Origin of the sequence: Paenibacillus sp. S150 (genome assembly GCF_019352175.1) — a bacterium.
Lineage (GTDB): Bacteria > Bacillota > Bacilli > Paenibacillales > Paenibacillaceae > Paenibacillus_AQ.
On sequence record NZ_JACBYI010000023.1, the window covers coordinates 1 to 22,892 of the forward strand.

31 protein-coding genes and 2 tRNA genes are annotated in these 22,892 nt (G+C 48.6%); 27 read left to right on the plus strand and 6 right to left on the minus strand.

Annotated features, from left to right (window positions below; genetic code table 11):
- Positions 1 to 412: 412 nt before the first annotated feature.
- From HYD27_RS19315 to HYD27_RS19330, 4 genes are all read left to right on the plus strand, one after another.
- Positions 413 to 1,432, plus strand: coding sequence for an ABC transporter substrate-binding protein (locus HYD27_RS19315; protein ID WP_219217872.1), 1,020 nt, complete (start codon positions 413 to 415; stop codon positions 1,430 to 1,432).
- Positions 1,433 to 1,548: 116 nt separating this feature from the next.
- Entirely contained in the window at positions 1,549 to 3,147 is a 1,599-nt protein-coding gene (locus HYD27_RS19320) for a helix-turn-helix domain-containing protein (protein WP_219217873.1), read from the plus strand.
- Positions 3,148 to 3,659: 512 nt separating this feature from the next.
- The gene (locus HYD27_RS19325) at positions 3,660 to 3,866 is read left to right on the plus strand and encodes a hypothetical protein (RefSeq protein WP_219217875.1); all 207 of its coding nucleotides are present in this window, start codon (positions 3,660 to 3,662) and stop codon (positions 3,864 to 3,866) included.
- A gap of 254 nt (positions 3,867 to 4,120) precedes the next feature.
- Positions 4,121 to 4,231, plus strand: coding sequence for a YjcZ family sporulation protein (locus tag HYD27_RS19330; protein ID WP_219217877.1), 111 nt, complete (start codon positions 4,121 to 4,123; stop codon positions 4,229 to 4,231).
- 322 nt (positions 4,232 to 4,553) lie between these two features.
- Here HYD27_RS19330 and HYD27_RS19335 read toward each other — a convergent pair whose 3' ends face one another.
- Positions 4,554 to 4,823: a hypothetical protein gene (locus HYD27_RS19335; RefSeq protein WP_219217879.1), complete on the minus strand. Its 270-nt coding sequence runs from the start codon at positions 4,821 to 4,823 to the stop codon at positions 4,554 to 4,556.
- 457 nt (positions 4,824 to 5,280) lie between these two features.
- Positions 5,281 to 5,568, minus strand: coding sequence for a phosphatidylinositol kinase (locus HYD27_RS19340; protein WP_219217881.1), 288 nt, complete (start codon positions 5,566 to 5,568; stop codon positions 5,281 to 5,283).
- Positions 5,569 to 5,786: 218 nt separating this feature from the next.
- Here HYD27_RS19340 and HYD27_RS19345 point away from each other — a divergent pair, with 218 nt between their 5' ends.
- A complete protein-coding gene (locus HYD27_RS19345) occupies positions 5,787 to 6,194 on the plus strand; it encodes a hypothetical protein (RefSeq protein WP_219217884.1) in 408 nt (135 codons plus the stop codon).
- Positions 6,195 to 6,596: 402 nt separating this feature from the next.
- The gene (locus tag HYD27_RS19350; protein WP_219217885.1) at positions 6,597 to 6,710 is read left to right on the plus strand and encodes a YjcZ family sporulation protein; all 114 of its coding nucleotides are present in this window, start codon (positions 6,597 to 6,599) and stop codon (positions 6,708 to 6,710) included.
- A gap of 578 nt (positions 6,711 to 7,288) precedes the next feature.
- Here the strand turns inward: HYD27_RS19350 and HYD27_RS32100 are convergent.
- Positions 7,289 to 8,167 (minus strand): hypothetical protein, encoded by an 879-nt coding sequence (locus tag HYD27_RS32100; protein WP_309242092.1) that lies wholly within the window; start codon positions 8,165 to 8,167, stop codon positions 7,289 to 7,291.
- A 208-nt stretch (positions 8,168 to 8,375) separates the two neighbouring features.
- Between HYD27_RS32100 and HYD27_RS19360 the strand changes: the two genes are divergently transcribed.
- Genes HYD27_RS19360 through HYD27_RS19370 form a run of 3 tightly spaced genes read left to right on the plus strand, consistent with a single transcriptional unit; the run spans position 8,376 to position 9,491 of the window.
- Positions 8,376 to 8,567, plus strand: coding sequence for a hypothetical protein (locus tag HYD27_RS19360; protein ID WP_220101691.1), 192 nt, complete (start codon positions 8,376 to 8,378; stop codon positions 8,565 to 8,567).
- Between the two features lie 11 nt (positions 8,568 to 8,578).
- Positions 8,579 to 8,788 (plus strand): YhjD family protein, encoded by a 210-nt coding sequence (locus HYD27_RS19365; protein ID WP_219217887.1) that lies wholly within the window; start codon positions 8,579 to 8,581, stop codon positions 8,786 to 8,788.
- Positions 8,769 to 9,491, plus strand: coding sequence for a hypothetical protein (locus tag HYD27_RS19370; RefSeq protein WP_219217889.1), 723 nt, complete (start codon positions 8,769 to 8,771; stop codon positions 9,489 to 9,491). Before HYD27_RS19365 ends, HYD27_RS19370 begins: the two co-directional genes overlap by 20 nt.
- A gap of 319 nt (positions 9,492 to 9,810) precedes the next feature.
- Here the strand turns inward: HYD27_RS19370 and HYD27_RS19375 are convergent, their stop codons facing one another.
- Positions 9,811 to 10,962: a site-specific integrase gene (locus tag HYD27_RS19375; protein ID WP_219217891.1), complete on the minus strand. Its 1,152-nt coding sequence runs from the start codon at positions 10,960 to 10,962 to the stop codon at positions 9,811 to 9,813.
- Positions 10,959 to 11,174: a helix-turn-helix domain-containing protein gene (locus tag HYD27_RS19380; protein ID WP_309242093.1), complete on the minus strand. Its 216-nt coding sequence runs from the start codon at positions 11,172 to 11,174 to the stop codon at positions 10,959 to 10,961. The genes HYD27_RS19375 and HYD27_RS19380 overlap by 4 nt, the downstream gene beginning before the upstream one ends.
- 433 nt (positions 11,175 to 11,607) lie before the next feature.
- Between HYD27_RS19380 and HYD27_RS19385 the strand changes: the two genes are divergently transcribed.
- The 4 genes from HYD27_RS19385 to HYD27_RS19400 all read left to right on the plus strand — a co-directional run bounded on the left by HYD27_RS19385 (position 11,608) and on the right by HYD27_RS19400 (position 13,187).
- Positions 11,608 to 11,678: transfer RNA gene (locus HYD27_RS19385), tRNA-Trp, on the plus strand.
- A 345-nt stretch (positions 11,679 to 12,023) separates the two neighbouring features.
- Positions 12,024 to 12,094, plus strand: a tRNA-Gly gene (locus HYD27_RS19390).
- A gap of 153 nt (positions 12,095 to 12,247) precedes the next feature.
- Positions 12,248 to 12,427, plus strand: coding sequence for a hypothetical protein (locus HYD27_RS19395; protein WP_219217894.1), 180 nt, complete (start codon positions 12,248 to 12,250; stop codon positions 12,425 to 12,427).
- A 124-nt stretch (positions 12,428 to 12,551) separates the two neighbouring features.
- Positions 12,552 to 13,187 carry a hypothetical protein gene (locus tag HYD27_RS19400; protein ID WP_219217896.1) on the plus strand — a complete coding sequence of 212 codons (636 nt, stop codon included), beginning with the start codon at positions 12,552 to 12,554 and terminating at the stop codon, positions 13,185 to 13,187.
- A gap of 31 nt (positions 13,188 to 13,218) precedes the next feature.
- Here HYD27_RS19400 and HYD27_RS32725 read toward each other — a convergent pair whose 3' ends face one another.
- Positions 13,219 to 13,404, minus strand: a complete 186-nt coding sequence (locus HYD27_RS32725) for a hypothetical protein (RefSeq protein ID WP_220101702.1) — start codon at positions 13,402 to 13,404, stop codon at positions 13,219 to 13,221.
- A gap of 3 nt (positions 13,405 to 13,407) precedes the next feature.
- On the opposite strand from HYD27_RS32725, the gene HYD27_RS32730 reads away from it, so the two are divergent.
- The 14 genes from HYD27_RS32730 to HYD27_RS19470 all read left to right on the plus strand — a co-directional run bounded on the left by HYD27_RS32730 (position 13,408) and on the right by HYD27_RS19470 (position 22,742).
- Positions 13,408 to 13,521, plus strand: a complete 114-nt coding sequence (locus tag HYD27_RS32730; protein WP_309242099.1) for an HNH endonuclease — start codon at positions 13,408 to 13,410, stop codon at positions 13,519 to 13,521.
- Positions 13,522 to 13,826: 305 nt separating this feature from the next.
- Positions 13,827 to 14,363 carry a phage terminase small subunit P27 family gene (locus HYD27_RS19410; RefSeq protein WP_219217898.1) on the plus strand — a complete coding sequence of 179 codons (537 nt, stop codon included), beginning with the start codon at positions 13,827 to 13,829 and terminating at the stop codon, positions 14,361 to 14,363.
- On the plus strand, positions 14,329 to 16,020 hold the full coding sequence (locus HYD27_RS19415) for a terminase large subunit (RefSeq protein WP_219217899.1): 1,692 nt from the start codon (positions 14,329 to 14,331) through the stop codon (positions 16,018 to 16,020). Before HYD27_RS19410 ends, HYD27_RS19415 begins: the two co-directional genes overlap by 35 nt.
- Positions 16,017 to 16,190 carry a hypothetical protein gene (locus tag HYD27_RS19420; RefSeq protein WP_219217901.1) on the plus strand — a complete coding sequence of 58 codons (174 nt, stop codon included), beginning with the start codon at positions 16,017 to 16,019 and terminating at the stop codon, positions 16,188 to 16,190. Before HYD27_RS19415 ends, HYD27_RS19420 begins: the two co-directional genes overlap by 4 nt.
- Entirely contained in the window at positions 16,190 to 17,419 is a 1,230-nt protein-coding gene (locus HYD27_RS19425; protein ID WP_219217903.1) for a phage portal protein, read from the plus strand. The genes HYD27_RS19420 and HYD27_RS19425 overlap by 1 nt, the downstream gene beginning before the upstream one ends.
- A complete protein-coding gene (locus HYD27_RS19430; RefSeq protein WP_219217906.1) occupies positions 17,416 to 18,435 on the plus strand; it encodes a head maturation protease, ClpP-related in 1,020 nt (339 codons plus the stop codon). Before HYD27_RS19425 ends, HYD27_RS19430 begins: the two co-directional genes overlap by 4 nt.
- A gap of 4 nt (positions 18,436 to 18,439) precedes the next feature.
- The gene (locus HYD27_RS19435) at positions 18,440 to 19,852 is read left to right on the plus strand and encodes a phage major capsid protein (protein WP_219217908.1); all 1,413 of its coding nucleotides are present in this window, start codon (positions 18,440 to 18,442) and stop codon (positions 19,850 to 19,852) included.
- Between the two features lie 43 nt (positions 19,853 to 19,895).
- Positions 19,896 to 20,240: a hypothetical protein gene (locus HYD27_RS19440; protein ID WP_219217910.1), complete on the plus strand. Its 345-nt coding sequence runs from the start codon at positions 19,896 to 19,898 to the stop codon at positions 20,238 to 20,240.
- Positions 20,203 to 20,727: a head-tail connector protein gene (locus HYD27_RS19445; RefSeq protein ID WP_219217912.1), complete on the plus strand. Its 525-nt coding sequence runs from the start codon at positions 20,203 to 20,205 to the stop codon at positions 20,725 to 20,727. Before HYD27_RS19440 ends, HYD27_RS19445 begins: the two co-directional genes overlap by 38 nt.
- Positions 20,727 to 21,050, plus strand: a complete 324-nt coding sequence (locus tag HYD27_RS19450; RefSeq protein WP_309242094.1) for a phage head closure protein — start codon at positions 20,727 to 20,729, stop codon at positions 21,048 to 21,050. Before HYD27_RS19445 ends, HYD27_RS19450 begins: the two co-directional genes overlap by 1 nt.
- The gene (locus tag HYD27_RS19455) at positions 21,050 to 21,499 is read left to right on the plus strand and encodes an HK97 gp10 family phage protein (protein ID WP_219217916.1); all 450 of its coding nucleotides are present in this window, start codon (positions 21,050 to 21,052) and stop codon (positions 21,497 to 21,499) included. The genes HYD27_RS19450 and HYD27_RS19455 overlap by 1 nt, the downstream gene beginning before the upstream one ends.
- A complete protein-coding gene (locus HYD27_RS19460) occupies positions 21,496 to 21,882 on the plus strand; it encodes a DUF3168 domain-containing protein (RefSeq protein WP_309242095.1) in 387 nt (128 codons plus the stop codon). Before HYD27_RS19455 ends, HYD27_RS19460 begins: the two co-directional genes overlap by 4 nt.
- A 14-nt stretch (positions 21,883 to 21,896) precedes the next feature.
- The gene (locus tag HYD27_RS19465) at positions 21,897 to 22,301 is read left to right on the plus strand and encodes a phage tail tube protein (RefSeq protein WP_219217920.1); all 405 of its coding nucleotides are present in this window, start codon (positions 21,897 to 21,899) and stop codon (positions 22,299 to 22,301) included.
- 63 nt (positions 22,302 to 22,364) lie between these two features.
- On the plus strand, positions 22,365 to 22,742 hold the full coding sequence (locus HYD27_RS19470; RefSeq protein WP_309242096.1) for a hypothetical protein: 378 nt from the start codon (positions 22,365 to 22,367) through the stop codon (positions 22,740 to 22,742).
- The last annotated feature ends 150 nt before the right edge of the window (positions 22,743 to 22,892 follow it).

Consider the following 22,892-nt stretch of genomic DNA (forward strand, 5'->3'; position numbering starts at 1 on the left):
ACCGACGTATTTTATGGTATTCTTCATAGTAACAGCTCCTTTCGCATGTAGCTCTGAAATGGTGGTTTTCACTTCCATTTTAACCTACGATGTGCGAACAGGGGCTGCCTTTCGTTCATCATAACTTGTGCTTCCAGCCGGGTCTCAGCGGCCGGGAGAAGGAAGACACGCTTTCAAAATTCAGATTTATATGTTTTACCTGAAAGCGATATGCAGTCCACGCTGCTTCGGAAGCATATGCTCCTGTTGAGGGCAGCGCAGCCGTTTCCGCTTGTGAAAATATAAGAATTTAGTTTGTATAAGATTTTTGCAGAGAAAGTGCATTGCATGCAGAGGGAGACATGCTACTATTGTGATTGAGATTATATGAGAATGATAATCAATCACAATGAGGCACAGGAGTGAAGAGAGAATGGTAAAATGGGGCAGGAAATTCATCTGGGCAACTGTATTGCTTCTGGTATTTACCATACCCGCGGCATGTGCAACGAGTAATAATTCTGCGGACAGCAGCGCCGTTCAACCGGCAAATGGCGCGGCCGAAGCCACAGCAGGCAGCGCATCCTCCGGTGCAGGGGACAGTGCGCAGGCTGAAGCTGCAACACGAACCGTTGCCGGTGAATTCGGCGATGTTGAGATTCCAGTGAGCCCTCAGCGGATTGCAGGAATCTATGTGGAGGATTACCTGAAGGCGCTCGGGGTGACTCCGGTGGTTCAATGGTATCATCCGAGCTGGGGCAAGCAGGATTACTTAGGCCTGGATGTGCCTGAATTCGATATCACCGGAAGTATAGAGGCCTTGCTGGAAAAGGAGCCGGATCTGATCATCGTCGACGGCGGTGCGGATGCGGCGAAATTTGAACAGTATTCCAAGGTCGCTCCAACCTACCGGCTGCCGGAGCGGGTGCTGCAGGACTCCAGACAGGTGCTTACGGCCATTGCAGACGCACTGGGTGTTCCGGAGAAGGCGGAAGCTGTGCTTGAGGAATATGACCAGAAGGTGGCGGATGGCAAAGCCAAGCTGCAGCAGGCGGCGGGACAAGAAAAGGTAGCCGTCATCCGGCTGAATGTCGCAGACAAAACCTTTGCATTATTCGGTATCAAAAACCGCTATACCGGTGTGATTTATGATCAATTCGGGCTTACTCCGGTCCCGATGGCTGCGGAAATGACAGAGTATCAGACGATTATTTCCGAAGAGCTGATTCCCCAGCTCGAAGCGGACCATATCATCGTCTTTCCCGACAATGGGGGCTGGGATACAGCGGAGAATCAAGAGGCCATTCAAATCCTTGATGGGCCGCTGTGGAAGAACCTTCCTGCCGTGAAGAACGGAAATATTTATCGAATGGAGCGTTCACACTGGCAGTCCGGCGCGATTACGGCCAACTCCATGAAGCTAGACGATCTGCTGGAGGCTATGGTGAAATAAACCGGAAGTGAGGCACTCCCAGTTGCATAAAGAAGGTCTGTCAGCATAGTTGATGGGCCTTCTTTTTTGTTCTACACTAAGATAGTGAAAATGATTCTCAATTAGGGGGCGCGACGATGCAGGACCTGGATGGCCAGAATGGAAAAAAGCTGTTGTACAGCCTGATCGGTATAGAAGCAGTTACCCATTCCTTTAATGAAAACAGGCCAGTTGCCGTGTTTCCGGACTATACGCTGATCATTATTTCAGAGGGAGAGGGCTGGGTCGAGGCAGGCAACAGCCGTTTTCCTTTGGAGAAGGGCACGGGGTTTCTGTTTGAAGCCGGGGAGGTTCACCGGCTCCAGGCAGGGGAGAAGGCGATGGGCTACCACCGGATCACCTTTGAAATCATCGGCAGCGGGAGCAGTGGACAATGGGGAGCTGAAAGGCTGCCTAAGAACGGATCGCTCCAGCCGGGGCCGCTCAGCTGCAAGCCATACTCACAGTGCGCATTGCTGCTGGAAGCGATCTGCCATAGCCGAAGAAGCCCGGAAGAGATAGGGGAGTTTGCGGGTCTTATCCGTTTTCAGGAGCTGCTGCTGCTGATTATGCGTGCGAATGCTCCGGAGCTGAAGACAAGGGATGAGCATGAGGCGGTGCAGCGTTCCATCCGTTATATGCAGGAGCATTATAATGAAGATATCTCTGTCGGCCGTCTGGCGGAGATCGCAGGTGTTGGCCGTACCCGGTATACCCGGATGTTTAAAGAAATGACCGGGCAAATTCCCGTGGAGCATTTAAACCGCATGCGGATAGAGCGGGCGCAGCAGCAGCTGCTTCTCACCAGGGACCGTCTGCATGATATCGCACAAGCTGTCGGCTACAGCAATGAATACTATTTCAACCGGCGCTTTAAAAGCCTGGTGGGTGTTACACCGGGCCAATACCGGAGCCTTCATCAGGAGGGAGTGCGTGTATTCGCTCCTTTTTTGGAGGATTATCTGCTGGCGCTGGGCATTGTTCCAGTGGCTCAGTTTTCCCATGCCCAGTGGGGGAAGCAGGAGTACCTGGGGCTGCCTCAGGTGCCTGCGTTCGATATTTCAACCGGAAACTGGCAGGAGCTTTTCCGCTACATGCCCGAGCTGATTATGCTGGATGACGGTTTTCAGCGCTGGCATCTGGATGAATGCCGCGAGATTGCCCCGCTGCTCCGGCTTCCCTTTCATCAGGAAGACTGGCGGGCAACCCTGCGCTCCGCCGCGGTCGTCTTCGGCAGAACAGATCGTGTGCGGGAGGTCATCGGCAATTACGAGCAGCAGGCCAAGCGGGCCAGGCAGAAGCTTGACCGCTGCATGAGGGACAGAAGTGTAGCGTGCCTCCGGATTTCCTCCTGCGGAATTACGCTGTATGGATCTGGGGAACTGGGGTATACGGCCGGCGTACTGCATCGTGATCTCGGACTGCGGCCTCATCCGCTTGTTCAGAGGCTCACCCGGGGGCAGAAGCGTGTGGGCCTGACCCATGAAGAGCTGTCACAGCTGACTGCGGATCATTTGTTCATTACCTTTGACCGGCAGGAGGGCGAGGGAAGAGAGCTGCTGGATACAGAGCTATGGAGCAGATTGCCCGCTGTACGCAGCGGATGCGTATACGAGGTGGATTTCCTGGCCTGGATGAACTACGGCGTGCTCTCCCATCAGCGGAAGATTGAGGACGTGCTGCGTGTGCTGGCGTAAAGGTTAACCAGCTTGCTGTGTGCTTGGTATTCACACAAGCAGGAGCTTAAGGAGCAAATGAGACGTTCTGAATAATATATCGGATCACAAAGAATGCGATAATCAGCATAGATGCAAGCCCGAGTAAAAAAGAGACGATGGCTTTATCTGAACGTTTGGATTTGCCCATGCTTTCCACCCCGTATAATTTAAGGACTGACGAAACGTTTTATGGTCCAAAAAGGGAGGGCTAGCCGCCCTTCATCCGTTGATATCTCCAAAACGTCGGAAGCAGGATTGATTTCACATTTTCCAGTATAGGTTTCTCCGCTAACAAGAAGAACACGCTGACACATACTGCTTACGAGTGCAAGCTGAATGTCCGTTTTTTTCATCTCTTTCACTTCCCTTGCTTCTATCTCTAAAATACCTTGTACTATTAATTAAACTACATTAGCATGAATTAACAGTCATTAAAGTTACATCTTTGTATTATTTACCGGAATGCTCTGATCGAGGATTACATGATTCTTGTGACCAGAATGCGCATGGACTCCGAGGATAAGAGCAGTCCCTTCTGCATCAACAGCTTCGATCACAGCATCAAAACAGTTCTGAGCTATTTAAAGCAGGAAACCTATGTTTGGGAAAGCTCGCTTGAGGATGTTCTGAAGGCTGTTCAAAGAGAGCTTGCCGTCCAGCGCTTCATGCTCACACAGCGGGCGGATATCAGACAATGATGAGCGGTTGGCTCTATAGTGTGTGTAAGCACAAATAACCCGCCAGGCCTGGCGGGTTATTTGTGCAAATATAAGAATTTATATGCTTGGCCCATTAAATGATCCTTATATTTCTCGCTGAAACACCCCGTCCCTTATAAGGACGGCGTAGCCGGTTCTGCTTGTTGAAGGGAATTTCTTTGCCTATATGCCCAGGCGATTGGAGGCCATTCGCATATCTTAAGCTGTACTCTATTTTAAGGAGGAATTAACTTATGGGTGAAAATGTTGGCGGATACGGCGGCTATGGCGCATTTACTTCTACCGGTGCTATTTTGGTTCTCTTCATTTTGCTGGTGATCATTTCTAAAACCATTTTGCTGTAAGCAGCAAAACTGCAATTGTACTCTTAGGACCCCGCCAGCCCCGGGCTGGCGGATTTTTTTGAAAGGAATTATATGTTTCACGCTATACATTAGCCTTATCTTTCTCGCTGAAACGGATACCGTCCTTATAAGGACGGCGAAGCCGTTTCCATTTGTGCAGCGCTTATCCAATGCCTGCAGCTTGCATACTGCATTTTATGAGAGGGGAGAGAGAATGGCTTGTGCTGAAGCAGGGGCATGTTTGTACGAATTCAATTGTTTTTGCCGTGAAGACTATTTCATTAACCGGGGGGTCCGGAAGTTCAAAGCTTGAATATATCTGTTATTCAATCATCCCCATCTCGCGGAGGCGCTGCTTGATCACTTCAATCTTCCGTTCCCGTTCCGCCTTCGAATTACTCCCTGCCTCCATTAATTCCAATACCTCCAGATTGATAATTAGACCGGGATCGTCTGAAATTCGCTGCAGAAACTCAAGCAGTATATCATATTCTCTGCGCGGAAGCCCGTCTACACTGAGAAGTTCAGCATCCGCAGCATCCAGTATGTCTCCGATCCGTTTATAGCCTGCCAGGTTAAGCTTTTTTAACAATTTGTTAACAGGGGTCCTTTTTTCGCCGGGTCTAACGGCTAACTTAATGTGATTTATTGGAAGTGCCTCACAGGATTTATGTATGTGAAAACGGTCTCTTAATATGCTGTGGAAATCATTCGACATCTGATATCACCTCAATGGAATATACAGACAACATAACATTTCAGCAGAGGAGATGAATAGTTGTAAAATATTACAGTAAAAGAAAATCGGTTTCGCTTGAAATGCCTGCCCAGACATCCGGCTTGTCCCTGAAAGATCCGTGCTATGTGACCTTCTGTCAATGTCAGGGGCAGGGAGGGGAGTACCCTCCCTCTGTTCAACATATCATTTATAGGCTGGACGCTATAAATGATCCTTCTATTTCTCACCGTAACGGATACCTGAAAGCGATACATAGCATCGCCGCTTCGGAAGCATACGGTTTCTATAAGGATGGCGCAGCTGTTGCTTGTTACAGGAAAAATGGAAGCAAGTACAAAGCCGTAATGGCACCCAAAGGTATTCTTCTTGGATAAAAACGGCGTCTCGGGTAGAAACCCGGATAGTACCCAAATTGTCTGTAAACAGAGTTTTGCGCCGGCATACCTTGAATCATTTCGTTCGTAGGCAAGGCAAGTGTAACAAAATCCTGGTCCACATGAGCGATGAACCCATCATGGGATTGACCGTCGGTTGTAGTTACACCCACGTACTTATTCATGCAACTCCAGGCGACCTGTTGATAATTATTGGCTTCCATGAAAACCCTCCTCGGATAAAATATATCTCCCGTCAACAGTCTATGGCCTTTAACCTATATTGTTCACGGCGAATGCCCATTAATAAATATTTGGATCTTCCCGGGTCATAGATCAAATATGGTAAATAATGGGTTAATTGCAGTTGTGATATATCCAATCCTTTTCTCTCTCTTTACATACTCTATGAGTAGACCATAGGAGAGGAGGTGGAGTGATCATGGCACAAGTCATAGATGTGGGAGCAAGTACAGCGTCAACAGGAAGCCAAACCCTGTCAATTCCGATTCTCTCGCCTGCCCAAAATTTAATACTGGCCGAATTTGGTTTGGCAACGGTATTGAATGGAGATGTTCTGCTGAATGCCACCATTGGATTCCAGACGACTTTAGGTGTCCCAAGCGTCATATTTACCTTGTATCGGGATGGACAACCTATCTTTAATATAGGCGCAAGCGGACTTTCAGTTTTGGCAATCCAGCCGATTGCGATTTCATTCATGGACTTGAATGTTCCGGCGGGGTATCACGCTTATACATTGGGCGTAGCCAATAACAGTCTGAATATCCTGCTGAACACAGCTAGTGTTACCGGACCCGTAACGTATTCCGGTGTTTCCATTGGCTAAGAAAAGCTATTAATAAGCCGCGCCAACCTGAAGGGGGCGGCGCGGCTTATTGTTGTTCAGTCTGCTGTTGAATACTGCTGCCCTGCTTGCAGCATCCTCTCTTGCTGCAGGCATCTCCCAATCAGCCCCAGCGGACCGCCAGTACCTGCACCGCTACTTTCGTTTCTTGCGTCCAATCAGAGCAGCCGCTACACCAACAATCAAAACAGCGACAAAGACAAAAACAATCCAAAAAGCTATACGCAACACTAACCACTCCTTTAAAACAACAGTACGATACTGTGCAGATTTGCGCAACAAAGCATATGCTGGGTCCAATTAATTCTATTTCCAATATACCCAGGCACGGCGTGGTTTATCGCATATTCTAAGCTGTACTCTAATTTAAAGGAGGAAACTGCAATGAGTGAAAATATTGGCGGATTTGGCGGATACGGTGTCGGCCTCACATCTACTGCCGGAATTTTAGTTTTGTTCATTCTGTTGGTCATTATCTCTAAAGCATTTCTTGTCTAATCTTTAAAACCGTATTCAGCCCCCATGATTTATTTGATCCGCCAGCGCCCCCTGGCGGATTTTTATTGTATAAGAAAACCCGAGTCAAACTGGGGGGGGGGGGGCTTATATAACAAAACACTCTCTACAAGCGCGGCGGGTTATTTTATGTATGCTCTAAATTCAAATCGTTCCAACATAATCCATCAATCCATCTGCTGGATCGTCTTCCTGGTGGAACCACATAGACACCTTTCGCCTATGACAGGGCGGCGACCAGGAAGTCTATATCGCTCTCCAGACTTTGTATGTGGAGCTCAGACAATCACCTCTAGATATAATGATGAATCTTCAGACTTGCTCCATTTCCTTTTTTCGGGCTTCCCATTTGTTCGTCCCCACTTTTCATTAATGCTCTTATTGCATTACAACATGAATGCATTCTATGGTTGTCTCCTGGCGCCGGGTCTCTTCCTACTTTTTCATGTTGAAGGCTTAACGTTCATCTTAACCACTCCTTTAAGGAAATACCCCGCCAATATAGGCAGGGTACAATACTATTAGCTTTGCTCTAAAAAGTGTAAATTAAAATGTTACAGTTAATATTCATCTACGCTGAAGGTTAAAATCCTATCGAAGATCACATAATCTTTTCGGTTTGTGAACGGTCCTTTGTTGTTATCATGTTTGTCAATTCCATAGCGAGAAGCTCCTGATGCGTTGTCGTACCAGTTAAGAAACGAATTAACCTCATCCATTGAGAGATCAAATTCTTTCTCTAGGCCGGTGGTCATTGTTACGACCAGGATCGCACGGTCAACAGTCGGCTGTTCAGGAGTCGGTGAAGGAGCTGCCGTTGGTGTTGGTTCTATGGTTGGTTCAGGTGTTGAACTTGGTTCTGTTGTTGGTTCGGCAGTAGGCTCTACAGTTGGTTCTGCAGTTGGATCGGGAGTTGCACTAGGTTCTACCGTTGGGCTTGCTGTAGCAGTGGGGACAGGGTTTTCAGTATTTATAACATCCAATTCATAAATTTTTGTGGCTACGCTTGATTTTTTTAACAAAGAAATATAGCGTACATTATAAGCTACAAAGGTTCTTGAGGTTCCGTCAGGAGCTTCTGTATATGTAGTCATGTTTCCTCCGCCACTCGATCCCTTGTCTGCATTATATACATTCAATCTCAGATTAGTAATCTCTGCCTTAAGCCTTACGGTATTGAGTTCAAAGATTTCTCCTAAATCAATTGTTAGTACTTTGCCCGGAGGCAATAAATAGAAGGTTGTTTCATCATTATCTGTTATTAATGTAGTAGAATCTATTTCTCCACTATTCCAAGTGTTTTCTAAGATTTCTGTTTTTCCATTAGCATAACCACCAGGATACGCATAAGATGATGAAGCTGGCATGAACGATGAGATGACTGCAATGATTAAAACAACAGCCAAGGATGAAACTAATACTTGGAACTTTCTAGTCACTGGGATATTTCACCTTTTTTAATTTAATTATGTAATGATAGGCGTGATATTGGTATATGTCTAAACATAATTTCTTAAATTTAGAATAATTAGATCGAGTTCAATTAATATACATAAATATACCATCTGAGGAATATACTCGCGTTTGATTAACGAACACGCGTTTGGTCGTGATACAAACGAACGCTCCTATTCAGGAGGCGACATCATGAAAATGCGAATTGGGCAAACCGTAGAAATTATATACCTGGATAAGGCGGGCAAGATCACACAACGCAAGATTGATATCCTCGGCATCCGTGACGGACGTATCCGGGCGACCTGCCTGATAACCGGCGTACCCCGGGTATTTTTAGCTTCCAGTATCTTGTCTTGGCGTCTTGTGAGACCTGTGGTATGAGTAACATGACAATGGATGAGCTGACCATGCTCCGAAATTATATCCTCCTGCCGTATATGCAGACAATGGTTGAGAAGAGCATCGCAGATATAGAGTATTCGACGAATGTAATGAGCCAAGCTTACCTAATGGCGGGCCAACATGTTTTGGATCAGATAACGAAAGAATCTTTCGCCTGCCCGCCCGTAACGATGTTGGAACTTGAGCGCTTCAGCTATTAGCCAGTTGCTCCGCTTCAACAACGGCAATTCTGCCGTTGTTTCGGAGCAATCAGGCCAGCCGGGCTTCAACAACGGCAATTCTGCCGTTGTTTCGGAGCAATCAGGCCAGCCGGGCTTCAACAACGGCAATTCTGCCGTTATTCCGGAGCAATCAGGCCAGCCGGGCTTCAACAACGGCAATTCTGCCGTTATTTCGGAGCAATCAGGCCAGCCGGGCTTCAACAACGGCAATTCTGCCGTTATTTCGGAGCGCTCAGGCCAGCCGGGCTTCAACAACGGCAATTCTGCCGTTATTTCGGGGCAATCAGGCCAGCCGGGCTCCAACAACGGTATTTCTGCCGTTATTTCGGAGCGCTCAGGCCAGCCGGGCTTCAACAACGGTATTTCTGCCGTTGTTTCGGGGCGCTCAGGCCAGCCGGGCTCCAACAACGGTATTTCTGCCGTTATTTCGGAGCGCTCAGGCCAGCCGGGCTTCAACAACGGTATTTCTGCCGTTATTCCGGAGCGCTCAGGCCAGCCGGGCTTCAACAACGGCAATTCTGCCGTTATTCCGGAGCAATCAGGCCAGCCGGGCTCCAACAACGGTATTTCTGCCGTTGTTTCCGGGCCTGGGGCAACCTCTCGTAAGTTCTCTCCCCGTAAATTCCTTGTTAACATGGGAGAGGAACTTATGGGACGCCGCACTAGTACCATGCCCTTATAGGGCTGATAAAAGCCCCAGGCTAAGCCGGTGGTGGTTATGACTGGTGATTTTCTGCACTGCGACCATGCTTAAAGAGCCATCCAAAGCCTGTTCTACTCCTCCGCCACACTCCGTTTTACCCCTAAATAAAAAGAAAAACCCTTATTATATAAGGGTTTTCAGAAGTGATGCAGTATAGGACGGATGGGGTTCGAACCCATGACCCCTACCCTGTCAAGATATCGGCACTAACTTCCTATACCTTCCCGACACTTCCTGATCCTTGCGGTTATGCGGTTTAAATGCGTTTATAGACTGTTTTAATTATCCCCTAAAATCCTCAGTTTACCTCTTTTGCGGCACCAATTATGGCACCAGTTTTGAAAAACACGCCTCCAAAAAGATCGGCAGTGTCTTGTTGCATATTAGGCATGATGTGAGCATAACGGTCAATCATTTTCACGCTTGCCCACCCCATACGTTCGGCAATCCGTTTATTATTCTCCCGGGCTTTAAGCAGCATAACTACATGGGTATGCCTAAGATCATGAAATCGAATTCTCTTCACCTTAGATTTTTCAAGGAAAATACAGAATGAACGGTTTAGATTTCTCGGAGTGACACGGGTACCAATATTAGTGCAGACAACCAAGTCATTGTCCTCGTATATATTTTTATTGCTCATCTTCTCTTCCCTGGTTCTATGGCGCAGTGTACGGAGAGCGGTGACAGTAAATACGTCAATACCAATAGACCGTCTACCTGCAGTTGTTTTAGTTTCAGCCTGAAAGTTCTTCCCATCATGACTAAGAGTTTGTGACACTGAGATTGTTCGGTGATCCAAGTCTATATCCTTCCATCGCAGTCCTAAAATCTCTCCTTGCCGCATTCCAGTAGTTAATGCCAGCAGAAAAGCGCAATAGTATCGTGCATTTTCCTGTAGAGCAGAGTTTAAAAATCTATGTGATTCTTCTTCGGTCCAATAGAGCATCTCTTTTTTATCAGCTTTTGGTCGTTTGACCGCATTTGCTGGGTTCTTAATTAACATGTCATAACCAGCAGCTTTATTGAGCGATTCGTTAATAATAGAGTGCACTTTTTGTATGTTTTCATCAGATAATTTACCAGACTCAGAAAGGTCATTGTACAAATTTTGAATGTGTCTGGGCTTGATTTCACCTAATTCTAATTCACCAAGAGCAGGGAGGATATGGTTATTTACTAAAGCAGAGTAAGTCTTTAAAGTGCTTTCACGGACAGAAAGCTTCTTATCTCTCAGGTGATCGGCCATGAAAACCTTATACAATGTTTTAGATCCTTTCAGATCAAGCCCGCCACTTAATTGATTCTTAAGTTCTCGTTCAGCTTCGTCCGCATCCTGTTTGCGCTTGAACCCCCTACGCTTAATCCGCTTTCTATCCTTTCCAGAGCCCACCTCAATAATAAAGTACCATTTGTTCTTTTTGAGGGAATCATCTTTGAATGATGTCATGATTTCACCTCTACCTCTTGCTTAAACTCAACAATCTCACTTAAACTTTCGCATCCAAGTGCCACGCAGAGCTTATCAAGTGTTTCAAAATTTACACCTTTAGCTCGTCCGTGGTACAACTCCACAACTGTATTCCGGGCTAATCCCGATTTAACAACCACATCTGATATTTTCAACCTTTTCTTTCCCATGAGTTCGCTCAATTTATTCACTATCAATAATATCACCGTCCTAATGACTACAATAATAAATATAAAGGTGATAATAGTCAACATATTAATTATTTTAACTGAGTTATATAATATCCAATAACAAAACTTTGGAAATAAAATATGAAATTAATGATCGAAAAATGCGATAACCTTGTGATCCATTTCCTATTTTACGTGATATATTTATAGCATGGAAAACAAAGAGAACAGCACCCGACACTAACCAATGCCTGTTTGACGGTCACAGAGCCGCAAGGGCAACACAGGCGGGCAGGCTGTTCTTTTTACGTTCCAGTGTCAGTCAGCAAACAGACACAGCTTGTCAAAGCCTCCTGGGGCGCGTTCAGCGCGTCTCTGAAAATGAGGGGTTAATACTCGCCCTATGAGTCCAGGCAGTACGACGCGCGTTCGTGCGGTCTGGCAGGGGCAATCTATCGAGGTCGGTTAATGGTAAACCTGCGGATTCCAAACCCGCGACTGGAGGTTCGATTCCTCCCCTCGGTGTATGTGTCGTCGGGCCGGAGCCTTAAAAGGTCGGGAGATGTAATCCGGGGTCGGAAGGTGGAACCGGCCAATTATGATGTGGTGGCGGAATAGGTAGACGCTAGTCGTTGCTGGATATGGTTATATCACAGACTCCAGTAGGTGCACGGTTCAATTCCGTGACAGCGACAATAGACGAGTCTGCGCGAGGGTTCGCATTACGGGTACGAAAATATGGGTTCAACTCCCATGCAGATATGCAAGGTGCAAATCCTTGCTCACATCCACGATCCTGCGAAAGCTCCGGCCGATTACCAAACGTGCGGCGTTAAGCACAGGCCCAGAGAACGCAGCAGGATCAAATCTGCGGGCATGGTGTAAAGGTAGCGCATCGGCCTTCCAAGCCGATAGTGCGAGTTCGATTCTCGCTGCTCGCTTCAACTAAATTCAAAGGAGGCCACACATTGGAGCAACCACTGCTTGCCTGAATTGACAAGTGGAGCCGATGCATTAAGTTAACATCATATGCAGCACATAAAGCCATCCATTAACTTGGGTGGCTTTTTCTATGCCCAGAAAGGAGCAGACACATGAAAATCCATAAAGATGGAACACTCGAAGGCACACCAGAGGAACTGGCGACATACATGCGGATAAAAGAAACAACCAGTTCTGGAGGAACATTCACAAGGAATTACGATCCGCATGGATACCAAAAGTTTGCCACCCAAGCACAATATGACGCAAATGCGAAGACCACAACAGTGTGAGTCTCCGAAAATACGGGGGTTATATCGTAAAGACGTAACAAACCCATAATTTAAACCCCAAAAGCTGCAGAGGTGACGGCGAAGTAAGGTGCATGGGAATCACGGATGAAAGAGGTGTAGTTAATTGCGGATGATGAAATACGTTTGTCTCAACTGTAGGTGGGTCAACTATAGACGAAACGCTGAAGATGGAGTTACATGTAACTGCGGTGGAAAGCTTGATCCCCTTGGATGTGAAGAGAATGGGGTTTTTGCTCCTTGCAATGAAAAATCTGTGTTCGAACAGACATGCCATACAACAGAATCGCTATACGAGGCCATGAAAGCTCTTGATGTACTTGGCAAAGAATACAACGTAACAAAACGGGTTGTCGTTGAAGAGGAATGCTATGTTGGGGAAGGGCCTCCATTGAGAAGACTCATGCCAATGAGCTACCCAGAATGGACCATAACAGAATGTGAACCGCAGGATAAAAAAGCAGAAACTTCTCCCGGCAGTCTGCAGATCAAGATAGATGTTGATACATCATCAGTACAGGAAGCGCTAAAGGACGTTGAACGTCTGTCTGATGAATTGGCTGGACTTGAGGGACAGGGCGGCGTAGAGAATAAACTGGCATACCTGGACAGACTCATCGGAATAGCAAGCATCTCATCACGGTGTGGCGGGCCAACAGGAATTGATGTTACAGGCAGAGTAGCCATCGTCTGCAACAGCATCCAAGATGAGCTCGGGCTGAAAAGTGCCAGCCAAGATTAAACGTCCCTGCTCCTACCCACGCTGCCCTGAACTAATAGAGTCCGGCACCTACTGCACCAAACATACCAAGGTCAAGGAGCAGCAGCGCGGCAGCGCCCACCAGAGAGGATACAACCGTAAGTGGCAGGCAGCCCGCATAAGGTTCCTGCGACACAACCCTGAATGTGTTCACTGTGAGCAGCAGGGCGAGGTAACAGCAGCAACAGTAGTTGACCATATTATCCCTCACAAGGGAGACATGGAGTTGTTCTGGAATGAAGCCAACTGGCAACCACTGTGCGCATCATGCCACGGTATCAAGACAGCAAAGGAGGACGGAGGCTATGGTAACTAACAACAAGCATAAGCTTCACCAAACCACAGCACCGCCATAGACCCACTCAGTGCCTCATATAGCCATTACTCCCTATAGAGAGAGTAAATAATCCTATAGGAGAGCACAAGCCCCGAAGGGGCGGAGAGAGCGCACTACGCAGGGAGATAAATGCTCCTACATGGGGGTATCATCAAAACGGGGGTCAAAATGGGGCTACTTACCCCAAGGAGGCAGGGGGGTCTAAATCCTTTGGATTCTTTCAATTGGAGACCGTGTGCCCTCTTCCAAAATACGAAGTCGAGTTTTCATAAGGGGGGGTTATCATGGGCCAGAGGGGGCCGAAAACGAAGCCATCAGAGTTAAAATTGCTGCAAGGCACATACCGGAAAGACCGGGCCCCGGAAAATGAACCGAAGCCAAATGCGCCGCCGTCGATACCGGAGCCGCCGAATTATATGGATGTGACAGCAAAAAAAGAGTGGCGGAGGCTTGCGCCGGAGTTGTACAGGATCGGCCTGCTGACAAAAGTTGACCTTGGCACCTTTGAGGCGTATTGCCTTTCATATGGCCGGATGGTTGCAGCGCATAAGTCACTTAAGAAGGCAAAAACCATGTTCCACGAGTATACCAACAAAGCGGGAGCTACAAATTTCGTAGCCCGGCCAGAGATTGCGGTGATACAGAAGGAGTCGATGGTCATCAAGGCATTTTGTGCTGAGTTTGGCCTTTCGCCTTCAGCGAGGGCACGGATGGAAGCACCGGACATCCTGCCGGGCGGAGCCGGACCGCCGAAAGAGGATAAAAACAGCTTTGATGGATTCTTAAATGGACAACGAAGACGCAACCTGCCCGGTACGTGAGTACGCGGAGCGGGTTCTTTCTGGTGACATCCCGGCGGGTGAACCGGTCCGGCTGGCGTGTCAACGGCATCTGGACAACCTCAGAAATTCCGAGCTGAATGTTAGCACATTCGAATACTATTTCGATGATCTGGCAGCGAATCATGCTCTTGAATTCTTTGGATACCTGCGGCATTCGAAAGGAAAATGGGCGCGGCAATCCTTCGAACTGCAGTTGTGGCAGCAGTTTATTATCGGATCAATCTTCGGATGGCTCCATAAGAAGACGCAGCTGCGCCGATTTAGAACTGTGTATGAAGAGATTCCCCGGAAAAACGGGAAATCAACAAAAGTATCTGGCGTAGGGCTATATCTAACGGTAGCAGATGAAGAATATGGTGCTGAAGTGTACGCAGCGGCGACCAAGCGGGACCAAGCCAAGATTACATTTGATGAAGCTGCCCGAATGGTCAAAACCTCACCGGATCTGATGCAGAAATTCCGGGTGTACAAGAACAATCTGCATGTGATCGATACCGGATCGAAATTTGAGCCTCTGGGAGCCGATTCAGACTCTCAGGACGGGTTGAACGTTCACGGTGGGCTGATTGATGAGTATCACGCTCACAAAACGTCAGCCATGTACGATGTTATTGAGTCCGGTACGTCTGCCCGGGAGCAGCCATTGATTTATGTAATTACCACGGCTGGCGTTAATCAGAACGGACCGTGTTACCAGTTGCGCGAATATGCCTTAAAGGTCTTGAAAAGCACAGAGCCGGACGAGACTTTCTTCGCTTATATCGCAACCATTGATGATGATGACGATGTTTTTGACCCGGCGACATGGATGAAGGCCAATCCTAACCTCGGTATTTCCAAAGAGCTTGATTACATGGTCAAGCAAGCCAATAAGGCGAAGCATATGGCAACGGCCTATGTCAACTTCTTGATCAAGGATTTGAACAAATGGACGAATGCCGCAATCAAATGGATACCTATGAGTAAGTGGGATGCATCCGCAGGCAAGATTGAGCTGGAGCAGTTGAAGGGCCGGAAATGTTACGGCGGACTGGACTTATCAACCAAGTTGGACATAACAGCCTTTGCCCTGGTCTTCCCGCCGGATCACAGTGACGGTGAATACATCGTGCTGGTGTTCTTCTGGATACCGGAGGACGCGGTTCAGGAGAAGGAAGGGAAGGATAAGGTGCTCTATACCAGTTGGGTTGAGGATGATCTGGTCTATACGACACCAGGCAATGCGATAGATTATCGCTTTATCCGTAAAACGATCAATGACCTCGGCAAAATATACGAGATCGAGGAAATCGCATTCGACCCATGGAGAGCCACACAGACAGCCCTTGAACTAGCCGACGATGGTTTTACCATGGTGGAGATGAGCCAAACGCTGAAAAACCTGTCTGAAGCCACTCAGGAATTCGAAAAGCTGGCCGTATCCAAGCGGCTGATCCACGGCGGCAACCCAGTCATGCGCTGGATGGTAGACAATACAGTCGTCCGGATGGATGAGAACGAGAATGTGGCTCCATCCAAGAAGAAATCGAGTGGGCGTATTGACGGCGTGGCGGCGACAATCAATGCGCTGGCCCGGTGCATCGTTCACGAAGACAAGACATCAGTATATGAGAAGAGGGGGCCGCGCTCACTGTGAAGAAACCGAAAATCCGAGAAGATACCGTCCGGGAGGCTTGCCTGATCGCGGGCTTTTTGTCGTGTTGTGCAGGCATTTGGATGGTCTTTCCGCCGGCGGCGCTCATCATCGGCGGTGCGCTGCTGATATGGATAGGGCAGCCCGCCAAAAAGCAAGGGAGGGGTAGCTGATGGGCATCTTTACAAGCATCCTTGCTCAAAAAGAGTACTCCATGGAGGATTTTACAAACGACATTCGCAAGCGGCTGTACGGTGGCCGAGCCTCGCCGGGCGAGAGTGTATCTGAAGCGCAAGCGATGAAGTTCATTACCGTGTTTGCTTGCGTCAGAGTCCTCGCTGAGGGCGTTGGTTCGCTGCCCTTATTCACCTACAAGAAGCGCCCGGGCGGCGGTAAGGACAAGATGGACACGCATCCTGTGTTTGAACTGCTCCATGACCGACCGAATAGTGATATGACCTCTCAGACTTGGAGAGAGGCGCAGGTGGGGCAGTTAGCAACGAGCGGAAACTGTTATTCCGCCCTTACGGTTAATAGACGCGGACAAATTGCTGATGTATACCCTATTGCTTGGAATGAGTGCTACCCGCAGCGAAATCTGATCACCAAAGCTATTGAGTATCAAGTCGCTGGTGATGGAATTTATCCAGCTGATCGGATATTTCATGTTCCTGGCTTTGGATTTGATGGAATAACAGGGTATTCACCTATCCGAATGGCTGCGGAAGCGGTAGGCATGGGGATGGCCGCGTCTGAATTCACCTCTCATTTTTATAAAAATGGGATGAATGTGGGTGGTGTGCTTGAGCATCCGCAAGGATTAAGCGAAATCGCATATAACAGGTTGCAGGAATGGATTAGCGACAAGGGCGTAGGCATGGGGAACTCATGGAAGCCTCTTATTCTGGAAGAAGGTATGAAGTTCTCTCGCATCCCAATGCCTTTTGTTGATGCTCAGTTCATTGAGACTCGGAAACTTAACCGTGATGAGATATGCGGTCTATTCCGCGTTCCACCGCACATGATCGCCAACCTGGAACGCAGCACCAACAACAACATTGAACATCAGGGCATTGAATTTGTCATGCATACGCTAATGCCATACCTTACTCGGTTTGAGCAGACGGCTAACTGGAAGCTGTTCACGCCTGCGGAAAGGGCGGCTGGGTACTACGTGAAGTTCAACGTTGATGGGCTGCTGAGAGGCGACTACAAGAGCCGTCAGGAGGGGCTTGCCGTGCAACGTCAGAACGGTGCGCTTAATGCGGACGAATGGCGTGAGCTGGAGGATCGCAATCCGATTGATGACGGCACCGGGCAGATTTATGTCGTGAATTCCGCAGCTGTACCACTTGGGGATACCGGCAAGACTTCACCGGAAGGGGGTGATACAACAAAATGACGATAACCAAATATGTAAGAGCTGAGGCCAAACCTACCGCCAAGGAGCGGAAAAAGTTTTGGTCTTTTCGTTCTGCCGGACAGGGGCAAGGGGATTTGCTGCTTTACGGCATCATTGAGTCGGAAACCTGGTGGGGCGATGAGATTACGCCTGTCACCTTCAAAGATGAAATGGACGCCCTTGGAGATATCTCTGTGCTCAATGTCTACATCAACAGCGATGGCGGGGATGTGTTCGCCGGGCAGGCCATACACAGCATGCTGAAGCGTCACAAGGCTCACGTCAATGTCTATATCGACGGCATTGCTGCCAGTATCGCCTCTGTCATCGCCATGGCCGGAGACACGGTGTATATGCCGCGCAACTCCATGATGATGATACACAGTCCGTGGACAATCGCTATGGGCAATGCAAAGGACTTTCGCAAGCTGGCCGAGGACCTTGACGCCGCTCAGGATACCCTCATTGCTGCCTATCAGGACAAATCCGGCATTGACCGGGATGAACTGATTGCGTTGCTTGATGCGGAGACCTGGCTGTCCGCCGAGCGGGCTGTAGAGCTGGGGTTTGCTGATGAGATTGAGCAGACAAAACAAATTGCTGCGGCTGTTCGCAATGGAGCCTTATCCATCAATGGGCAGCAGATGGACTTTAGCCGGTACCAGAACGTGCCGAAATTTACGGCTGCTATATCAGAGGAAGCGGAAGAAGGCGGATCAGCACCTGCTTATCCGATGGATGCCCGGGTGCAGGTTATCACAGCGCCGCACATGGAGGGACACAGCACCGGTACTGTCCGGGAAGTCGTCCTGACATACTCCTACGGCATCGTTTTTGATGGCATGGAGGACATGGGCATCCATCACTGGTATGTGGAATCTGAGATCGGCCCCGCAACCGGAGCCCCACCGGGGAACGATGACGAGGAAGATTCGGAACCGGATGTGTCAGCAAAACGGGCGCCTATGGCGCTCTATGAACGAATGATCCAACACAACGAAAATAGGAGGCTTTAACTATATGACTATGAAATCAGGAAGAATGAAATTGGACCTGCAACACTTTGCCGGTGCTGGTACAGGCGCTCCAACCATGCAAGAGATGCTTCAGGATCGTGCTGAACAGATCACTCAGCAGCGGGCATTGCTGGATAAGGCGAAGTCGGAGAAGCGAGACTTCACGCCCGAGGAAGAGACGGAATTTAACAACTTCGAGACTCGTATCGTTGCTCTGGACAAGCAAATTACCCGTGAGGGCGCGGTATCTGCACGCGAGCAACAACTTGCCGACGTTACCAAGCCTTATCGACCTTCGGCATCCGCATTGGGCGGAAACCCCGTTCAACCTCAAAAGAAAGATGACGGTGGCTTTGCTAACCTGGGTGAAATGTTCGATGCACTGCGTTTTGGTGATCCGAAAGGCCGTTTGCAAGAACTCAAACGAAACGAAGGTCAAGGCGGCGGACGACAAGTACCGGAAGCTTTCCGTGATCAGATGTTCTCTTTCCGCAACGAATGGACTATTGGCGGAGACGGCGGCGCGGGTGGATTCCTCCCGACTCAATTTCGGCCAGATACCGTACTGCAATTGGCAGCGCCGACCGCAATTGTCCGTCCGCGTGCCACAGTGCTGCCTGCGGGCGAACCTCCTGATTCCAAAATCACCATCCCAGCACTTTCGCAAGGTTCCAACGGTGTGTTTGGTGGGGTGGAGGTAACGTGGATCGAAGAAGGCGGCAATAAACCTGAAACAGATGCGGATATGGAAGAAGTTACGCTGCAGCCGCACGAAGTAGCTGCAACAACCGTTGTCACAGACAAACTGCTCCGCAACTGGAAGGCTGCTGATGCCTTTATCCGTACACTGCTTGAGCGTGCAATGATTGCGGCGGAGGACATTGCATTTTTGACAGGCAACGGTACAGGCAAGCCTTTGGGCGTGCTCAACGCCGCAGGAGCTTTGACTGTTAATCGCGGAACTGCCAATCAGATTAAATACGTTGATGTGGTGAATATGCTCGCCAAATTGCTGCCGGAGTCGGTAGGCGATGCGCTTTGGGTTGCTCATCAATCCACATTGCCGCAGTTGATGACCATGCAGGACCCTGCAGGTAGGTACATTTTTATCCAGGGCGATGCAACCCGTGGGATTCCTTCAACATTAGCTGGCATCCCGATCCAATTTACCGGACGCACAAAGCCACTCGGCACGAAAGGCGACCTGCAGTTGGTTGACCTTATGTATTACCTCATCAAGGACGGTTCCGGCCCTTATGTTGATGCCTCCGAACATGTGCTGTTCCGATCGAACAAAACGGTAATCAAAGCTTTCTGGAACGTCGATGGCAAGCCGTGGGTCATTGAGCCTCTGACACTTGAGGACGGCGTGACTCAGGTCAGCCCTTATGTAATCTTGGACGTTCCTCAAGCCTAACCAATAAAAGGGGGCTGTAATGGCCCCTGAAGGAGGACGCGCGATGACAAAATCATTTTTGGTGACATCAGATTTTTATGATGCCGAGACTGGAGACCTTATCAAATCTGGGAGCACCTTCGAGGCCGATGCCGAACGGAAGGAAGTGCTTCGGGCTGCTGGAGTGATCGGCAAAGAAGACAAGTCCGCGTCAGCCCAAGACAAATGGCCAAAGCATGTAGGCGGCGGAGTGTATGAACTCTCAAACGGCGAAAGGGTTAAAGGTAAGGAGGATGCTGAAGAAGCGGAGGGAAAGCTGAAAGCAGGTGATACGGATGCTAAGGCAGATAACAGAGCCGACGGAGGAGCCAGTGACGCTGGCGGAGGCAAAGAGGCACCTCAGGCTTGAGCCAGATGAAACAGACGAGGACGATCTGATTGCATCTCTGATATCGGTAGCGCGGGAATATGCTGAAGGTCGGCAGTGGAAGAAACTGGCCGTTCGTGATTTTGAACTGAAGGCAGCAGCCGACCGGACGTTTCAGTTGCCTCCACCCTGCCAGGAGATTCTATCTGTGGTTGTGACAGATAAGGACGGTCAGGCTATTGAGATACCGGGAACTGATTACTATCTGTACTCGGATAATTATAAGGCTTCGCTGGTTCTTAGCAGCGCATATAAGTACCCTTCACTTCTCCCGGACAATAGATTTCCGGTACAGATCGAATTTACTTGTGGCCTGCCGACTGCAGATGTGCCCAAGAAAACCAAACACGCAATTCTGCTCCTTGTCGGGCACTGGTACGAGAACCGTGAAGCGAGTACGGAAAAGAAGCGGGAAAAGCCGCCCTTTGCTGTCGATGCTCTGCTAGATATGGATAGGACGTGGTATTAGTGGAAGCAGGCAAACTGAATAAGCGTGTCTCCATCCTCCGTCCACCGGGAGAAGATGAAGCCGATTCCTGGGGGCAGCCGTTGGACGACTGGCCGGAGGTCTGCAAGGTTTGGGCTGGCATTCATCCGTTAAGCGGGCGAGAACGCATTGCAGCGGCGCAAGTTGATGCGGACGTAACCACACGAATACCTATTCGTTATCGGCCCGGCATTGATCGAACGATGGTCGTCAAATATAAGAATCAAGAATTTGAAATCTTATACACTATTCATCCAGAGTACAACCGGCGCGAACTGCAATTGATGTGCAAGGAGCGACAATAATGGCGCGAAGAACTGAAATTATTGGAATGCGAGAGCTTGAGAGATCCTTTAGGCGTCTCGGTAAAGTACCTCAGACTGTAGCAACCAAATCAGCCAAAGCAGGCGCGAAAATTGCGCATAAAGCAGCCAAACAAAACGCCCCTGAAGACACGGGTAACCTCAAAGGCGCAATCGTTTTGAAAGCGGAACGACGGGTGAAGGTCGGGAAGAAGGTCTACGATATCATGATCGACCCGGCTAAAAATGACCTTTTCGTTAAAATGTCCGCAGATGGAAATCGCTCATATTACCCGGCTTCACAGGAATACGGCTGGATGACAGAGACTGGGCATTATATCCCTGGTTATCGCTTTCTGAAACGAGCAATAACGGACAACGAGAGGGCGATTGAGCGGAAGATACTTGATGTTGCAGGAACGGAAGTAGTAAAGGCGCTTAATGCGAGGTGAACATTTTGGATTTTGAGCAGGCTTTGGTGAAAGAACTATCTGCGATACCCGGCTTAACTGGTAAGGTTTATCCCGGTCAAGCTTCAGAAAAGATTATCCCTTATATTGTTTATCTCTCCAGCGCTGGACTCAAAGATAAAGACTTGGATGGATACAAGGATAGCCGGAGGGTACCATTTGAACTGAACATTGTGGCGACTAGGTATTCCGACATGAAGCAATATACAGAATTAGCAATTGATAAAATCATAAGCTTTGAACGCAGGGTCATCGGTGCAGATGGCCCTTTTATTCGTGAATTGACCTACGAACCGCCTGCGGAATTATTTGAGGATGCTGTCAAAGCATTCCGCAGCGTGATTGATGTTGTAGTTTATTTTTGAAGGAGGAGATCCATTTGGCAGAACGCGCAGTAGGCACGAAACTCCTGATAGGTACAGTACCAGTAGGCGGGCTGACTTCCATTGGAGGTATTGAAAAAACGGCGGATACCTTGGACACCACTACCCTTGATAGTGATGGAGGATATCGGACGTTCACGGGTGGTTTTAAAGATGGCGGCGAGGTTTCCTTGTCTGGATACTTGGAGCCGGACAACGAAGGACAAGTTGCAATGGACACTGCATTCGAAGCAGGAGATACAAGGGCCTTTAAAATCGTGTTCCCGGCAGAACTTGGAGCCAGCTGGGAATTCAGCGGTGTTGTCACGGGGTTTAGTACCGGAGCCGAGTTGGAGGAATTGGTTAGTTTTGAATCTACCATTAAGGTATCTGGTAAACCGAACTTGGTCGTAACAACTTAATAGACAAAATTCGCATGGGCCGGTCCGGAGGATACGGCCTATTTGCGTGAGGGGGAATTATTAGTGAGTGCTGAAGATAAAAACGATGTGGTGATGATTCAATTGGACCGTCCGCGCGAGTTGAGATACGGGCACAAGGCCATAAAGAAAATGCTTGCTGATTCAGGTTCAACCATCGAGAACATCGATATTGATAATATTGATCTGGAAGAACTTGAAAAGTATATCTACTACGGCCTACTGTCAGATGCTAAAAAGAACGGAGAAACGTTGGAACTGAGCCAGATGGAAGACTTGCTGGACCTCGCTCCAAACTATGTCCATATCACAGAAAAACTGACTGAAGCGCTGAACATTGCATTTGGCGGCTTTACGGTACCGGAGGGAAACCCGGAGGCGCCGGCGGAACTGTCGGCAAATGGGACTGGCAAGAATCCTTAAAAGCAGCCATTGATATCGGCATTCGTATTCCAGAATATGACGAGATGACTCCCCATGAACTTAATTTGTACATTGCTGCTTATAACAAACGGACAGCTGCAGATAGCGAAGAACGGTTGATTAATGCTTACCTTAATGCTTACTGGCATA

What these genes read in the sequence shown, in the direction of transcription:
- HYD27_RS19315 (WP_219217872.1), top strand. Translation starts at nt 413, where the DNA reads ATGGTAAAATGGGGCAGGAAATTCATCTGGGCAACTGTATTGCTTCTG.
- HYD27_RS19320 (WP_219217873.1), top strand. Translation starts at nt 1,549, where the DNA reads ATGCAGGACCTGGATGGCCAGAATGGAAAAAAGCTGTTGTACAGCCTG.
- HYD27_RS19330 (WP_219217877.1), top strand. Translation starts at nt 4,121, where the DNA reads ATGGGTGAAAATGTTGGCGGATACGGCGGCTATGGCGCATTTACTTCT.
- HYD27_RS19340 (WP_219217881.1), bottom strand. Translation starts at nt 5,568, where the DNA reads ATGGAAGCCAATAATTATCAACAGGTCGCCTGGAGTTGCATGAATAAG.
- HYD27_RS19345 (WP_219217884.1), top strand. Translation starts at nt 5,787, where the DNA reads ATGGCACAAGTCATAGATGTGGGAGCAAGTACAGCGTCAACAGGAAGC.
- HYD27_RS19350 (WP_219217885.1), top strand. Translation starts at nt 6,597, where the DNA reads ATGAGTGAAAATATTGGCGGATTTGGCGGATACGGTGTCGGCCTCACA.
- HYD27_RS19360 (WP_220101691.1), top strand. Translation starts at nt 8,376, where the DNA reads ATGAAAATGCGAATTGGGCAAACCGTAGAAATTATATACCTGGATAAG.
- HYD27_RS19365 (WP_219217887.1), top strand. Translation starts at nt 8,579, where the DNA reads ATGGATGAGCTGACCATGCTCCGAAATTATATCCTCCTGCCGTATATG.
- HYD27_RS19375 (WP_219217891.1), bottom strand. Translation starts at nt 10,962, where the DNA reads ATGACATCATTCAAAGATGATTCCCTCAAAAAGAACAAATGGTACTTT.
- HYD27_RS19395 (WP_219217894.1), top strand. Translation starts at nt 12,248, where the DNA reads ATGAAAATCCATAAAGATGGAACACTCGAAGGCACACCAGAGGAACTG.
- HYD27_RS32725 (WP_220101702.1), bottom strand. Translation starts at nt 13,404, where the DNA reads ATGGTCAACTACTGTTGCTGCTGTTACCTCGCCCTGCTGCTCACAGTG.
- HYD27_RS19410 (WP_219217898.1), top strand. Translation starts at nt 13,827, where the DNA reads ATGGGCCAGAGGGGGCCGAAAACGAAGCCATCAGAGTTAAAATTGCTG.
- HYD27_RS19415 (WP_219217899.1), top strand. Translation starts at nt 14,329, where the DNA reads ATGGACAACGAAGACGCAACCTGCCCGGTACGTGAGTACGCGGAGCGG.
- HYD27_RS19425 (WP_219217903.1), top strand. Translation starts at nt 16,190, where the DNA reads ATGGGCATCTTTACAAGCATCCTTGCTCAAAAAGAGTACTCCATGGAG.
- HYD27_RS19430 (WP_219217906.1), top strand. Translation starts at nt 17,416, where the DNA reads ATGACGATAACCAAATATGTAAGAGCTGAGGCCAAACCTACCGCCAAG.
- HYD27_RS19435 (WP_219217908.1), top strand. Translation starts at nt 18,440, where the DNA reads ATGACTATGAAATCAGGAAGAATGAAATTGGACCTGCAACACTTTGCC.
- HYD27_RS19440 (WP_219217910.1), top strand. Translation starts at nt 19,896, where the DNA reads ATGACAAAATCATTTTTGGTGACATCAGATTTTTATGATGCCGAGACT.
- HYD27_RS19455 (WP_219217916.1), top strand. Translation starts at nt 21,050, where the DNA reads ATGGCGCGAAGAACTGAAATTATTGGAATGCGAGAGCTTGAGAGATCC.